Below are 14,155 nucleotides of genomic sequence, written 5' to 3'. Positions count from 1 at the left end.
TGACGGTTCCTATTTTTCAGGAACCGTCACCCTGTTTTTTTACGATAAACCTCGGCTCATAATCGCTGATGACTTCGAAAACTCCATCATTATACATATAAATATGATGCTCAACGTGTGGGGCATCCTCACTGCCGAGCCAGGGAAGCTGATCATACCATGCGATATAGTCTGATTGTAAGGCTTTATAAAAATGATGCGCGGCCGGGTCAGTAAGTTTGGAGTGGTCGGCGCGGTCAATGAACTTGTTCAGGTCAGACCTTGCTATCTCATTTGCGTAACGAAACGTCCAGACACAGTCGCCCACAATTGGTGAATGCTTATCATAAATCACTTCCACCATAGTTCCTTTGATATCCGTCAGGACAATTTTAAGACCGCCCTGATCTTCTGTATCAAAATATTGAAAGGTTGCCCCAATAATGTTGCCTTTCACCAGACATATGACCGGCTGCCAGACTTGTAATTCCATTTTAATCTTCCCCCTCTTTTAACCAAGTTTATCAGAATAAGAACAAACTTACAGAAAATTGAAACTATCGTGTGCTAATTCCTATAGAGAGGAAGAGTCAGGATTGTTGCCGGTTTTTTGACAAGTTTAAGGTTAGTTGATGAAAACCAGTCAAAATAATACTTATCTGAAGTAAGGGCAGGTTAAGAGATAACCGAGGCCAAAGCTGCTCGCTTTGTCCAAACCAAATTAACTAATTATTCACATAAAATTAGCAGAAGTGCCAAACAGAAGCTTAAAATAGAGTTGAAGGAAAATAATAGACTGGAGGGAATCGTGATGAAATTAGAAGGCAAAGTGGCTGTAGTGACGGGTGCTGCGTCGGGGATGGGAAAGGCGATTGCGGAATTATATGCCCAGGAGGGTGCGAAGGTTTTACTGGCTGACTATAATTTTGATGGTGCTGAGGATGTTGCGAAAGGGATTGTTGCGAACGGCGGGACTGCAAAAGCGCTAAAAGTGAACGTGGCGGATCTTGCGGATGTTGAGAATATGATCGATACTGCTGTAAGTGAGTATGGAACACTGGATATTTTGGTGAATAACGCGGGGATTATGGATGGCTTTGAGCCTGTTGGTGATATCACAGACGAGAGATGGGACCAGATTTTTGATGTGAATACAAAGGGCGTGATGCGCGCGATGCGTAAGGCGATACCGCTTTTCCTTGAAAAAGAAAAAGGTATCATCATTAATATAGCCTCCACCGGCGGATTTAGCGGTGCCCATGCTGGTGCAGCTTATGGTGCATCCAAGCATGCCGTGATCGGGCTGACAAAGAACACTGGCTTCATGTATGCGCAAAAAGGGATCCGCTGCAATGCGATTGCACCGGGAGCGGTCGAAACCAACATCGGATCAAGCATGAAGGGCATTAATGAGTTTGGCATGTCACGTGCAGGCTTGACCCACTCATTATCGCCACGCGCCGGGAAGCCAGAAGAAATTGCGCAGGCAGCACTGTTCCTTGCATCTGATGACTCCAGCTTTGTTAATGGAACCGTGATTACCGTCGATGGCGGCTGGACATCTGCTTTTTAAAGACTCTTTAATTTAAGAAGTTCACTTTGAAAAATAAAACAAGAAACGGAACTCGAATCGTCGTTTGGGTTCCGTTTTGATTTAGGAGAAAAAGAATGAAAATTATCTATTGACATCCTTGTGGAATATATGATAAATTTATCTCGAATTAAAAATAAATTAATTCAAGATATTTTTTTAAATCAATATCTCGAATTCGAGATAAAAACAATATTAGGAGGAATTTTAAAATGGCAAAATGGACAGTCGATCAGGCACACTCAGCAATTGGATTTGAAGTGAAACACATGATGGTATCAAAGGTGAAGGGTCATTTCGATTCTTATACTGCAGATGTTGAGGCAGCGGATCTTACAGATTTAACAACTGCTTCAATTGCATTCAAAATTGATGTAGCTAGCATTGACACTCGTAATGAAGATCGTGAAAATCACTTGAAATCAGCTGACTTCTTTGATGTTGAGAAGTATCCAACCATTGATTTCAAATCTACAAGCATTACAAGAGACGGCGATGACTACAAAGTAACGGGTGACTTGACAATCAAGGATGTAACGAAACCAGTCACATTCGATGTGGAATTCGGCGGCAAAGGCACAAACCCATGGGGCGTAGAAGTTTATGGCTTTGAAGCAGAAACAAAAATCAACCGTGAAGAATTTGGTCTGACATGGAATGCAGCACTTGAGACAGGCGGCGTCTTGGTGGGAAAAGACATCAAAATCAAAGTTGAATTAGAAGTAAACCCTGCAGCTTAAAACCTTTGGCCATTATGCTGGATTACATGCGAATCCAGCATAATGTAAAGGAGTTGGAAAAATGGAAAAGCCAAGAGAAGAGTTAAAAGCTGTAACCGTGATTATTCGTGCCGCGCAGGCTATTCACGATGTGATTCGAAAAGACGCAGCACAGTATGGATTGAATCCTACGGAATTTTCTGTGATGGAGCTGCTTTATCACAGGGGGGAGCAGCCTATTCAAATTATTGGAAAAAAGGTTCTGATTTCGAGCGGCAGCATAACTTATGTCATTGATAAGCTTGTGGAGAAAAATTATGTGAGACGGCGGGCCTGTCCCGAAGATCGCCGCGTCACTTATGGGGTTTTAACGAATGAAGGTAAAGAGCTGATGGATACTATTTTTCCTCAGCATGAAATGGAAATGAGCAGGATTTTTGCAGATTTGGATGCCGAGGAAGTCAATCAGACAGTCAGTTTATTAAAACGAATCGGTTATCGGGCAAAAGGCCTTTAAATACATTTTTATCACTATATATCTCGAATTCGAGATAAAAATTCAGGAGGATTATATAAATGATGGATTTAGGTTTGTTAATCATACGATTGGTAATTGGTATTTTATTTATTGGACATGGTGCGCAAAAGCTGTTTGGCTGGTTTGGGGGCTATGGATTAAAAGGAACAGGCGGCTGGTTTGATTCGATCGGCATGAAGCCTGGAGTCACGCTGGCACTCTTTGCGGGATTAGCAGAACTTCTCGGGGGAATATTATTGGCAGCAGGGCTTTTCACTCCACTCGCAGCTTTGATGATTGTCGGAACCATGCTGATGGCCATTTTAAAAGTGCATGGCCCAAATGGTTTGTGGTCCACTTCAAATGGCTATGAGTATAACTTGACATTGATTGCTGTCACGATTGGATTAGCACTGATTGGCCCTGGCCGATACGCTATAGATGCTATTTTATTCTAAATTATATTAGATTATAAATGGGAGTGTTAATAATGACCAAAAAAACAATGGGCATTCACCATATTACCGCAATAGTCGGCCATCCACAGGAAAACGTTGATTTTTACAGTGGTGTATTAGGACTGCGAATGGTAAAGAAAACCGTCAATTTCGACGATCCAGAGACATATCATCTTTATTTTGGAAATGAAGGCGGCAAGCCGGGAACCATCATCACCTTCTTTCCATGGGCAGGCGCTCGCCAGGGAGTCATTGGCGACGGACAGGTAGGAGTGACTTCCTATGTGGTTCCGAAAGGATCTATCGATTTTTGGAAAAACCGCCTTGAAAAATTTAATGTACCATTCACAATTATGGAGCGGTTCGGCGAACAATATTTAGAGTTTGATGATCCTCATGGTCTCCACCTGGAGATTGTGGAACGAGAAGAAGGGGAAATCAATGAGTGGAGCTTCGGTGAGGTAACGCCTGATGTTGCCATCAAAGGATTTGGCGGAGCGACACTGTTATCGACCCAGCCGGAAAAAACAGCAGATCTGCTGGAAAAAGTGATGGGACTTGAGGTTGTCGGAAAAGAAGGAGACTTCATTCGCTTCCGATCTTCTGCAGACATCGGGAATGTCATCGACCTTAAATTGACACCGATTGGCCGTGGGGAGATGGGTGTAGGAACCGTGCATCATATTGCCTGGAGGGCTGTCGATGACGCAGACCAGCTGGATTGGCAGCAATACGTGGCAGACAATGGCTATGGTGTAACACCTGTAAGGGACAGAAACTACTTCAATGCGATTTATTTTAGAGAGCATGGTGAAATCCTGTTTGAAATTGCGACGGATCCACCAGGATTTGCTCACGATGAATCACAGGAAACGATGGGTGAGAAATTAATGCTGCCAGAACAATATGAACAGTATCGCGGGCAGCTGGAGAGAAGGCTCATTCCGATCGAAGTGAGAGAGCTGGATTGATGGCGATGCTTCCGGTTGACCCAGACCAGCTTTCCGAGAGAGAGAATTACAAGTTTCTGATTGGCAGCATCATTCCCAGGCCAATCGCCTTCGTCACAACAGCTTCCGAGGATGGAGTCTTGAACGGTGCGCCGTTCAGCTACTTCAATATCGTATCGTCCAATCCGCCGATGATTTCGCTATCCATCCAGCGGTCAGGAGGAAAGCAGAAGGATACGGCGAGGAACATTCTTGAATCCGGGGAATTTGTCGTTCATATCGTTGATGAACAGAATGTTGAAAAAATAAACCAAACAGCCGCCAGCCTTGCTCCTGAAGAAAGTGAAGTCGAGCTGGCTCAGTTAACTCCGGTTAAAAGTGTGAAAGTTTCAGTGCCAGGGGTGAAGGAAGCAAAAGTCAGGATGGAATGCGTGCTGGAGCAGGCGTTGGAATTAGGGGGCGGAAATGTGTCGGGCTGCGATTTCATCATCGGGAAAGTCGTACAGTTCCATATAGAGGATAGCATCTACAATCATGGAAGGATCAATCCGGAGGGGCTGGCGGCTGTGAGCAGGCTGGCAGGGAATAATTACGCGAAAGTCGGAGAAATTTTTGAAATCGAAAGGCCCAAGTAGTATCCGATCGGAGAAAGGGTGAAAAGGAAATGCAAAAGACAACAGGTATCCACCATATTACGGCCATGGTCAACGATGCGCAGCGGAATATTGATTTTTACGCAGGTGTATTAGGTCTTAGGCTTGTGAAAAAGACGATTAACTTCGACCGGCCTGAAGTGTATCATCTTTATTTTGGCAACGAAGCCGGGGATCCTGGAACAGTCATCACCTTCTTTCCATGGGAAAACCAGATGAAAGGGCGAATTGGCACCGGACAGGTTGGTGTGACCAGCTATGTCATACCCGCCGGATCTCTGTCTTTTTGGAAGGATCGGTTGAAACGATTTGGAGTCAGGTTCATTCAGAATGTCCGTTATGGCGAAACCTATTTGCAGTTCCAGGATCCTGACGGGCTTGAAATCGAACTGGTTGAAAGGAATGAGGGAGCCATGAATCCCTGGAGCTATGGAGGAGTTACATCTGATGTTGCGATCAAAGGGTTTGGGGGAGCGACATTGATTTCAGCCCAGCCTCATAAAACGGCAGAGGTACTTGAAGATATTCTCGGACTTGAGCCAGTTGGCCAGGAAGAAAGCTTCCTCAGGTTTAAAACAGAGATTGGCAACACGATTGACATCAAGCTTAGTCCTTCGGTACGCGGATTGATGGGAGCAGGAACGGTCCATCATATTGCCTGGAGAGCGAGAGATGAAGAAGACCATCAAAGGTGGAGAGAACTTCTAGTGGAGAAGGGATTTTATCCAACAGAAATTCTCGACCGTAACTATTTTAAGGCCCTGTATTTTCACGAGGGCGGGAGCATTCTTTTTGAAATCGCAACGGATGCACCGGGCTTTGGGGTAGATGAGCCAGCGAACGCACTCGGAAAAAAACTGATGCTGCCGTCATGGCTCGAGTCAAAGAGGGAAGAATTAGAGCACAAGCTTCCGCAGGTGGAGGCACGTGTTTTGGAGGGAGATAAACAATGAAACATATATTCAACAAGGGTAAGGTATCAACAAAACCAACATTATTAATGCTTCACGGCACAGGAGGCAATGAATTGGACCTGCTGCCTCTAGCTGGAATGATTGATGATGAAGCTTCTGTCTTAAGTGTCCGCGGGAACGTATTGGAAAACGGAATGCCAAGATTTTTCAAAAGGCTGGCAGAAGGTGTGTTTGACGAAGAGGATTTAATTTTCCGGACAAAAGAATTGAATGAATTCCTTGATGAAGCAGCTGAAAAATACGACTTTGACCGTAACAATGTGATTGCCGTCGGTTATTCAAACGGAGCGAATATCGCGGCAAGCCTGCTGTTCCACTATGAAAATGCCTTGAAGGGAGCCATCCTTCATCACCCAATGGTGCCGAGAAGAGGTATTGAACTGCCTGACCTGACAGGAACTCCGGTATTCATTGCGGCAGGAACGAATGATCCAATCTGCTCACCGATGGAATCTGAACAACTTAAATCCCTGCTTGAGAAAGCTGGTGCTGATGTGAAACTCCATTGGGAGAATAGAGGCCATCAGTTGACCCGTGAGGAAGTCGAAGCTGCGGCGCAGTGGTACCTGGGACACGAGAGGTAAGAGTAGAAAAGGATGGGACACGGGGACGGTTCTGGTGTCCCGACAGAAGAATAAAATATAACCTTGGGGACGGGAGAACCGTCCCCATTTCCTTTTCTTTAGCTGATCAATCCAGAGATCTTCCCCAAATCCACATTCCCGCCTGAAATGACGGTCACCACTTTTTTATCCTTAAAAGGCAGTTTGTTATGCATGGCAGCTGCGACTGTTGTTGCGCTTGAAGGTTCGATCAGCTGTTTCATTCGTTCCAAAACGAAGCTAAATGCATGGCGGATTTCTTCTTCACTGACCAGGACAAGGTCATCGAGGTATTTCATCAGGACAGGGAAGGTCAGGTCTCCAGGCTGGCTGCTCCTCAAGCCATCAGCGATTGTGGAGGTGGCTGGGATTGCGGTGATCTTCTTGTTTTTTAAAGATAGATAAGTGTCATTCGCAATCTCGGGTTCTACACCGATTACTTTGATCCGTGGGTTTGTCTCTTTTATGGCAGTGAGTATCCCCGAAAGAAGACCGCCACCGCCAATCGGAACAATCACGGCATCGACATCTTGTATCTGTTCGAGAACCTCCAATCCTACCGTTCCCTGACCAGCCATGATATACGGATCGTCATAGGGTGGGATGAATACACCATTTTCTTGCTCAGCGATTTCCTGGGCCCTTGGCAGCCGCTCCGCAGACGTTATGCCGCACATTTCGGTCTTGCCATTATAGGCTTGAATGGCGTTCATTTTACATTGGCTGATATCCTCTGGAACGACAATGGTAGCAGGCACTCCATATTTATTCGCCACATAGGAAACTGCCTGGCCGTGATTGCCCGAGGAGGCTGCGGTTACATACTTTGCGCCATTCTCGACAGCTTGTTTCACTTTATTACTCGCGCCGCGGATCTTGAATGAGCCAGTCTTTTGCAAGTGCTCTGATTTGAAAAAAATCTGGTTGCCGCATGCCATCGATAGTTGGTCTGATTTTAGGATAGGTGTTACATGAACGATGTCGCTAATTCGTTCCCGCGCTTCCTTCACATCTTTTAATGAGATCATTTGTAATTCCCCCTTTGTTTTCACAACCATAAAACTGCCGACAAGAGCTTATTTATTCTATCTCTATTCGATACCAACTTTGAATATCCTTCTAAACGGAGGCATGAAGGGAAGCGATAAAATCCTTTAAAAGATAGAATCCAATATGAGATGATTATATAAGGAAGAAAGAGGTGAATCACTTGAAAAGGAAAGAGCTAAAAATCTTCACAACCATGTCATTCTTTATCGCGATAGCTGTAATCATTGTGATTCCTCTTTCGCTTTTCACATCTATACCAAGAGAACTTGGATCATTCATATTCATCCTTACCTTGGTTGGCATCCCTTTCAGCATCATTTCGATGTTCAGCAAAGAGAGTTTATTGAAAAGGATTTTTGTCTTGATTGTCAATCTTGTGCCTATTAGTCTTTTCGGCTATGCCATCATTATGGATTTTATAGATGAATTTTTTCGATTGGCACCGTAGCTGGAATCCTGAAACAATGACCAGTGTCAACGCTTCTTGAACACTCCGAATACAATCGTGATCAGGATGATGGCAGATAAGACATAGGAAGTGGTGCTCACTAGCGGATGGGCGGCAGCATTTTTAACACCGATTCCAATGAAGGCCCAGACGAAGACCAGTGGATAGATGCGATCCTCATTTTTATATTGAAAATAAACAGCCAGGAGTGTAGCGATAACGAGCATGATGAGTGTCCAGGCCACATCGGATAGACCGAAGCCGTTCCAGCCGATATATTTCAAGTAATAGCTGATATTCGCGATGGTGGCGACGCTGATCCAGCCGAGGTAGACAGAAAAAGGGAGCAGATCCCAAAAAGAATGTTCTTCATTTTTGATCAGCTGATAAAGCTTGATAAGTGTCAGCAGCAAACCAATCATTACAAAAACCGTCAATAGGAAGAACTCGTAATGCCATAAAAGAATCCAGGCGGTATTGAGGACAGAGCTTAGCACATAAAGCGGAGCGGACTTTTGGTAGACCGGCAAATCCCTTCGTGAAGCCGGAAACTGCCTGATTGTCCAAATGAACAATAAAAAATAAATCAATCCCCAGATGCCAAAAACATATCCTGCCGGAGTAAACAAAACATACAGCTTATTCGAAATTTCCCCGGTGTTCTGCCCATTGATCGGCAGAATATTCGCAAGTGCATTGACCGCGACCACAACGATCGAGGCAAGCAGAATTAAAAGAAATCGTCCCATCCTCATCCCAGCTTTCCTTTTCGTATTTGTTCATACTATTCCACAACAAGCAAGTGCATAACTACATTTAGCCTTCAGCGAAGGGAATAAAACTTATTGGGGCACATCACCGTCCCTCTGTCCCGTTTGTGTTCCTTGGTGAATATAAAGCGTATATTATATAATGAAATTAAAAGCAGGAAGGGTGAGATCATGAGCTTACCAGAAGATCGACGTATATCACTAAGTGAATTTTATCGATATAGAGAGGATTCCGACCAGCTACTGGAGTATATAGACGGTATGGTTTTTATGACACCTTCTCCTTCCACGAAGCATCAAAGAATATCAGGACGTTTGCATGCTCAGTTGTTCCAGCTGCTTGATGGCTCAGGATGTGAGGTGTTCCAAGCGCCGTTTGATGTAGAGCTAAAGAGCGATCATATGGAAGGGACCAGGATTGTTATCCCTGATCTTTCTATCATTTGCGACAAAACAGGTTTCCAGGAAAATAGATATGTAGGGGTTCCTTCACTGATCATTGAGATTATTAGTCCTTCGAATCAATCGCATGACCTGGTTTTCAAACTGAACCTTTACATGCAGTTTGGTGTAAAGGAATATTGGATCGTGAATCCGCTCATAAATACCATTCAAGTGTATGTCTTAGATGAAAAGAAGACATTTAAATTACATGACGTTGCTAAAGATAAAGGCATCATAAGGTCGGCGTTCTTGAAAGAATTCAACGTTGATGTAGAGAAAATCTTTGCTTAAATCGAAGGCTTAGACAATATGTGTATACAAAAGAGGATAGCCACTAAGCTATCCTCTTTATATTTCGCTTACAATCCAGGAATGAAGAAAATCACCAGCAATAGGATCAATAATGTCCAAACAAATGATGATCTGATTTTTTGTTGATTTCCTAAACTTTTATTATTTTTATGAACAATCGATAAGGTTAAAACATTGGCTAAAAATAGAAAGTAGTAAAGAATGATATACAAGATCCAGCGGCTATGTTCCACTGCGGACGCCAATGGAGTAAACATGACCAGGCTAATGAAAATGACGACTGAAAGGAAAAAGACCACCAATACCACGATATTCATTTTATCCCATGCCGGATGGATTAAGAATGATTGGCTCGTCTTCGTTTGAAAATATAAGATCAAGCTAATTATTCCTAAAACAGCGGCAATGAACAAAGTTGATAAGAGAAATTGCAAATATGGATATTGAACGGTATTGCTAGAAAGATTGTCCTTATACAAGTCTGCTATGAAAGCGAGAATGACCAAAATGATGATCATAATGCCTTGATAGATTTTCCATTTTGAAATGATTTTGCAACACCACCATATATTAAAATCACGTACCTATGTAACTAGCTAATTCAAATACCGCTTAAGAGCCCCTGTTCCACAGCCTCCATGATGTCATAGGCACCCTCGGATTTATTGGAGCAGACCACGGCGATGGCCTGGGTGGCCGGGTAGTAGGCGGAGTGGAAGCTGACTCCTGGGTCATAGCCCATCACATGGTATTTAGCTACTTGCCCGGATTCATTCTTGATCCAGATGCCGTACCCGTAATAGCCGGTTTCGTTGGCTTGCGCGTGGGGGGTGAGCAGTCGTTCCAAGGTCTCCTTTGTGAGTAAAAGCTGCCCAAATAACGCTTTCCACAGCTCGGCCATGTCGTTTACGGTGATATAGGCTCCTCCGTCAGAGCCGCCTTTTACCGGCAGGGAATAGATATTGGTTTTCCATGTTCCGTCAGGAAGATCGATATAGCCGGTCGCTGTATTGGCGGGCAATTGATCAAATGAAAAATAACCTGAATCATTCATGCCAGCTCTTTTGAAAATATGTTCCTCGACATAATCCGTGAATGTCATCTTGGAAGCCTGTTCAACAATCAGTCCGAGTAAAATATAGCCAGCATTATTGTAGTGAAAAGCTTCACCGGGAGCAGCTTTCATTTGTTCATTTTGGAACATCGGCAAAAAATCGCTGAGGTTCCTGATGTGGTACATCGGTCTCGCCACCCAGAGATCCTCGAAATCATCCATGATTTTTTCATCAAAATAATCAGGAATCCCCGAGGTATGCGTCAGCAAATGTTGAATCGTAATCTCTTCATTAAATCTAGGAAACTTGATGTCAAGACAGTCTCTCAATCTCGTATCAAAGGTGAGTTTTCCATCCTCGACAAGCTGGCAAATGGCAATTGCCGTGAACAGCTTGCAGCCAGAAGCGATGCCGAAACGCGTGTCAGTGTTGTTTTTTACCTGATCCGAGCGGTTGGAAAAGCCAAAGCTTGCACTTGCTGCCGGAGCATTCCCCTGCTGGACGAAAACCGTACCTGAAAAATCGATCTTTGTGTGAATACCTGATAAAACCTGATTCAAATTCTTCAATTCAACCTCCAGTGCTATGTATGACCTGTTTTTATGTTACCATAAATATACAAAGTTGGATGTTATCGGTCAGGGTTGACGAATGTTTTTAAATAAAAGTGGGGAAGAAGCAATGAACAATAAAATAGCATTATGGTTGTTAGCTGGTATGGACTTATTGCTTGTCATCATGCATATGGCAGGATACTTCTTTCTGTTTTTGAAGCCAACGGGGTACTTGATTCCATTGGCCGCAAATGTGATTGTTTTAGCGGTCATCGCTTATCGGTCATCCCGTCGCAAAAAATGGGGTGCAGCCATTGGAGTGACCGTGATCGTTCCGGTTATGCTGCTTCACGGTCTCATGCTTCTGGTCAAGGAAAATCACTTTAAGAAAATTGAATCGCCGTGGAACAACCAGTCCGTCGTCATTGAATACCGATTCTTTTCGCTAGGCGAAACGACGTATCAATACCATTTTTACAGAACAAGGTTTGGCTTGATTGGCAAACTGCTTGATGATCAATCGATCACCATGGTTGTACAGGGAACGGAACATCCAGGTTTGGATGCGGAAGGAATCCTCGGTGTGGACAGGGCTGAATGGGTGACGGAAAGCACGGTGCGTTTTCCTGCCTGGAAGGGAATGAAAGAGGTTCATCTTGGACCGTTCAAGCCAGGGCAGAGTGTAGCTGATCACACTAGTGATATCGTGACTTTCATGAAAAAAGCCGAGATGAAAGAAAACGGCCACATCATTGTAGTCAATGGAAACCGGCTGACAACACGTTATGACGAAGCAACAGGTGAGAGCTGGATTGATGTGACAAGCGAAGAAGATAAGGGACCCATTCCAAGACAGCAGTGCAACCGCATCGTGCCGAATGAAGAGCGAGGCTATTATATGCTGGAAGAGTGTACGCATCAGTGGGAATATCCTTTATTCCCTTTGAGTGGTGACTGATTGGTTGTGCTGTAGGAGCCAAACTATTATGTGTGATTTTCGGGACTTTTTTATCATTAACTATATTACAATCCAATAACAATTCCTTTAAAACCTTCTATTTCTTCGAGAAATGTGATACTATGACGGACATGTTGGTTGAAAGGGGAGTTTGTTTATGATGAAGCGATTTTTAACAGGCGTTCTTTTCTTGAGCATCGCCGCCCTAGTGCTTGGCGCATGCAGCAATGATAGCTCGAAAGGGAATGCTGAAAAAGAAAATAAAGAAGATATAGTTGCAACAGTAGATGGAAAAGATATTTCAAAAAAAGAATATAAAAAAGAACTGGATGCCATGAAGGCAACTTACGAACAGCAAGGTATGCCGGCAGACCAGATGGATAGCAAGATGAAGGAACAACTTGAAAAGTCTGTTCTGGATCAAATGATCAATGCGGAGCTGCTTCTCCAGACAGCAGAGAAGGACGGCGTCTCTGTTGAACAGAAAGAAATCGATGCAGAATTGGAAAAGATCAAAACCAACTTCGAAGATGAAAAACAGTATGAAGAAGCATTGAAAAAGAACAAATTGAGTGAGAAAGAACTTAAGGCCCAACTGAAAAAGCAAATGACTGTCACACAATATCTGGACAGCAAGATCGGCAAGGTAGAAGCCTCCGATGAAGAAATCCAGGCAATGTATGATCAATACAAGCAGCAAGCTGAAGGCCAAAAGCAAAAGCCAGAAGAACTCGAAAAAATCAAACCACAGCTTGAGCAGCAAGTTCTAGCACAAAAGAAAGATGAAAAGATCACCCAGCTAGTGGAAAAAATCCGCAAAGACAATGAAGATAAAGTGAAAATCCGTAAGGCGTAGAAAGGTTCCTGCCTCGGATTTTTAATGGGGGATAGACCTATGTCTATCCTCTTTTTTATGGACTTGGGATTAGCATCATAGGAATGTCATTTTATTTGCTAAAATACCAACCATTTTAATCAATCATCTGGAGAACCTGCAAGTAAAACAATGTGAAACCTTCTTTACAATTAACTCGTATAAATTTATACAAAATCAATCGAGTTTTGATTAAGCTAAAAGAGGGATTGGAATTGGGAAATCAAGAGATTTTCATGTATTATTTAATACTCATACTTGGAGTCTTGTTTGTTTTAGGGGCAGTGTTTATTTTTAGTGGTATGTATAGTAACAAGGATTATTCAATATTAAATATAGGTAAGAGCTTGGGAATCCTTTTACTTGGTGTTTTATTTTTAGCCATTACTCTTCCAAGCATAAAATATATGGTTCTTAAGGAATATGATGTCGTCGCAGGGAAATGTGTTATCGAAATCGATTCATCAGGTCGTTCATCAGTAACGACCTTTAGAATACTCGATTCAGATGAAATATTTACCTTCAGAGATATTCCTGCACTTGATGCTTATGGAAAGTCAATTCCATATTATTGCGAGCTCACAGTTACAAAAGATCATATGTTTGAAATTAGTTATAAAATATACGACGTTAAAACACGAAAATTAATCGTAACAAATCAATAGTAGATTCTTACCTAAACAACGGATGCGTTGGTCAATATCCAGCTTCCATAGGTGGCGGCTGTTTTTATTGAATTCCTTATTGAACTCCCTCAGTTAGATACCATTATCTCTCGAATACTCACTTATTCGCAGGATTTCAAATCACTTGAAAGAATAGTAGGGGATAGATTGAATGAGTCTGAACATTATGGCTACCTGAAGGCGTACTTTAATAAAGGATTTACTGCTAAATCCAATGATTTCCATATAATGTACGTTTTCTCCACGCTACCCCTGGAGGTTTTCACTCCCATGTCTCAACGGGTCAAAAGCCCTCTCATTCCTTCGTTACACCTATCCAAGTGGTAGAGGCCGGTCTTTCTAAAGAAACGGGTCTGAGCCCTTTTGTTCAATAAATCCGGTACTTGTACATTCTTTGAGTCCTGCGAAAAAGGCAGTATTCGAAAGGTATTAAATCTAAAGTATTTCTTTAATTATTAACTAAACGTTAGGCAGCTATTGGCGTAATCGATTGGATCTTCTCGGAACGATAAGAATCATTCTTTCTGGCCATTCCTACTAATACTCTGGCGAGTTTATGGA

At 43.0% G+C, this 14,155-nt stretch carries 18 protein-coding genes; 13 read left to right on the top strand and 5 right to left on the bottom strand.

Going from position 1 to position 14,155, the window contains the following annotated elements; all coding sequences use genetic code 11:
• Positions 1–16: 16 nt before the first annotated feature.
• Positions 17–472: a hypothetical protein gene (locus tag FS736_RS18610; protein ID WP_144480091.1), complete on the bottom strand. Its 456-nt coding sequence runs from the start codon at positions 470–472 to the stop codon at positions 17–19.
• 318 nt (positions 473–790) lie between these two features.
• Here FS736_RS18610 and FS736_RS18605 point away from each other — a divergent pair, with 318 nt between their 5' ends.
• The 8 genes from FS736_RS18605 (at position 791) to FS736_RS18570 (ending at position 6,425) form a co-directional block, all read left to right on the top strand.
• On the top strand, positions 791–1,552 hold the full coding sequence (locus tag FS736_RS18605; RefSeq protein ID WP_144480473.1) for an SDR family oxidoreductase: 762 nt from the start codon (positions 791–793) through the stop codon (positions 1,550–1,552).
• A gap of 230 nt (positions 1,553–1,782) precedes the next feature.
• Positions 1,783–2,310: a YceI family protein gene (locus tag FS736_RS18600; RefSeq protein ID WP_144480089.1), complete on the top strand. Its 528-nt coding sequence runs from the start codon at positions 1,783–1,785 to the stop codon at positions 2,308–2,310.
• 61 nt (positions 2,311–2,371) lie between these two features.
• Positions 2,372–2,806 (top strand): MarR family winged helix-turn-helix transcriptional regulator, encoded by a 435-nt coding sequence (locus FS736_RS18595; protein WP_144480087.1) that lies wholly within the window; start codon positions 2,372–2,374, stop codon positions 2,804–2,806.
• Between the two features lie 59 nt (positions 2,807–2,865).
• Complete coding sequence (locus FS736_RS18590) at positions 2,866–3,264, top strand: DoxX family protein (RefSeq protein WP_144480085.1); 399 nt, start codon at positions 2,866–2,868, stop codon at positions 3,262–3,264.
• A gap of 32 nt (positions 3,265–3,296) precedes the next feature.
• A complete protein-coding gene (locus FS736_RS18585; RefSeq protein ID WP_144480083.1) occupies positions 3,297–4,235 on the top strand; it encodes a ring-cleaving dioxygenase in 939 nt (312 codons plus the stop codon).
• Positions 4,236–4,240: 5 nt separating this feature from the next.
• A complete protein-coding gene (locus tag FS736_RS18580) occupies positions 4,241–4,849 on the top strand; it encodes a flavin reductase family protein (protein WP_144480471.1) in 609 nt (202 codons plus the stop codon).
• 29 nt (positions 4,850–4,878) lie between these two features.
• Positions 4,879–5,820 (top strand): ring-cleaving dioxygenase, encoded by a 942-nt coding sequence (locus FS736_RS18575; protein WP_144480081.1) that lies wholly within the window; start codon positions 4,879–4,881, stop codon positions 5,818–5,820.
• Positions 5,817–6,425 carry an alpha/beta hydrolase gene (locus FS736_RS18570; RefSeq protein ID WP_144480079.1) on the top strand — a complete coding sequence of 203 codons (609 nt, stop codon included), beginning with the start codon at positions 5,817–5,819 and terminating at the stop codon, positions 6,423–6,425. Before FS736_RS18575 ends, FS736_RS18570 begins: the two co-directional genes overlap by 4 nt.
• 98 nt (positions 6,426–6,523) lie before the next feature.
• Here the strand turns inward: FS736_RS18570 and FS736_RS18565 are convergent, their stop codons facing one another.
• The gene (locus FS736_RS18565; protein WP_144480077.1) at positions 6,524–7,471 is read right to left on the bottom strand and encodes a threonine ammonia-lyase; all 948 of its coding nucleotides are present in this window, start codon (positions 7,469–7,471) and stop codon (positions 6,524–6,526) included.
• 182 nt (positions 7,472–7,653) lie between these two features.
• Here FS736_RS18565 and FS736_RS18560 point away from each other — a divergent pair, with 182 nt between their 5' ends.
• Positions 7,654–7,941 carry a 2-acyl-glycerophospho-ethanolamine acyltransferase gene (locus tag FS736_RS18560; RefSeq protein WP_144480075.1) on the top strand — a complete coding sequence of 96 codons (288 nt, stop codon included), beginning with the start codon at positions 7,654–7,656 and terminating at the stop codon, positions 7,939–7,941.
• Between the two features lie 26 nt (positions 7,942–7,967).
• On the opposite strand, the gene FS736_RS18555 is transcribed toward FS736_RS18560, so the two are convergent.
• The gene (locus tag FS736_RS18555; RefSeq protein WP_144480074.1) at positions 7,968–8,690 is read right to left on the bottom strand and encodes a TspO/MBR family protein; all 723 of its coding nucleotides are present in this window, start codon (positions 8,688–8,690) and stop codon (positions 7,968–7,970) included.
• Between the two features lie 192 nt (positions 8,691–8,882).
• Between FS736_RS18555 and FS736_RS18550 the strand changes: the two genes are divergently transcribed.
• On the top strand, positions 8,883–9,446 hold the full coding sequence (locus tag FS736_RS18550) for a Uma2 family endonuclease (RefSeq protein WP_144480072.1): 564 nt from the start codon (positions 8,883–8,885) through the stop codon (positions 9,444–9,446).
• 68 nt (positions 9,447–9,514) lie between these two features.
• Here the strand turns inward: FS736_RS18550 and FS736_RS18545 are convergent, their stop codons facing one another.
• Positions 9,515–9,985 carry a hypothetical protein gene (locus tag FS736_RS18545; RefSeq protein WP_144480070.1) on the bottom strand — a complete coding sequence of 157 codons (471 nt, stop codon included), beginning with the start codon at positions 9,983–9,985 and terminating at the stop codon, positions 9,515–9,517.
• 83 nt (positions 9,986–10,068) lie between these two features.
• Positions 10,069–11,091 carry a serine hydrolase domain-containing protein gene (locus FS736_RS18540; RefSeq protein WP_260983653.1) on the bottom strand — a complete coding sequence of 341 codons (1,023 nt, stop codon included), beginning with the start codon at positions 11,089–11,091 and terminating at the stop codon, positions 10,069–10,071.
• 112 nt (positions 11,092–11,203) lie between these two features.
• On the opposite strand from FS736_RS18540, the gene FS736_RS18535 reads away from it, so the two are divergent.
• The 3 genes from FS736_RS18535 to FS736_RS18525 all read left to right on the top strand — a co-directional run bounded on the left by FS736_RS18535 (position 11,204) and on the right by FS736_RS18525 (position 13,573).
• The gene (locus FS736_RS18535) at positions 11,204–12,034 is read left to right on the top strand and encodes a hypothetical protein (protein ID WP_144480066.1); all 831 of its coding nucleotides are present in this window, start codon (positions 11,204–11,206) and stop codon (positions 12,032–12,034) included.
• A gap of 157 nt (positions 12,035–12,191) precedes the next feature.
• Positions 12,192–12,890 carry a SurA N-terminal domain-containing protein gene (locus FS736_RS18530; RefSeq protein ID WP_144480064.1) on the top strand — a complete coding sequence of 233 codons (699 nt, stop codon included), beginning with the start codon at positions 12,192–12,194 and terminating at the stop codon, positions 12,888–12,890.
• Positions 12,891–13,123: 233 nt separating this feature from the next.
• Positions 13,124–13,573, top strand: coding sequence for a hypothetical protein (locus FS736_RS18525; protein ID WP_144480062.1), 450 nt, complete (start codon positions 13,124–13,126; stop codon positions 13,571–13,573).
• The last annotated feature ends 582 nt before the right edge of the window (positions 13,574–14,155 follow it).

This window comes from Cytobacillus oceanisediminis 2691, assembly GCF_007678455.1.
Classification (GTDB): domain Bacteria; phylum Bacillota; class Bacilli; order Bacillales; family Cytobacillaceae; genus Mesobacillus; species Mesobacillus oceanisediminis_A.
Note: the sequence above shows the minus strand (reverse complement) of the source record. Positions and strands in the feature narration are given on the sequence as shown.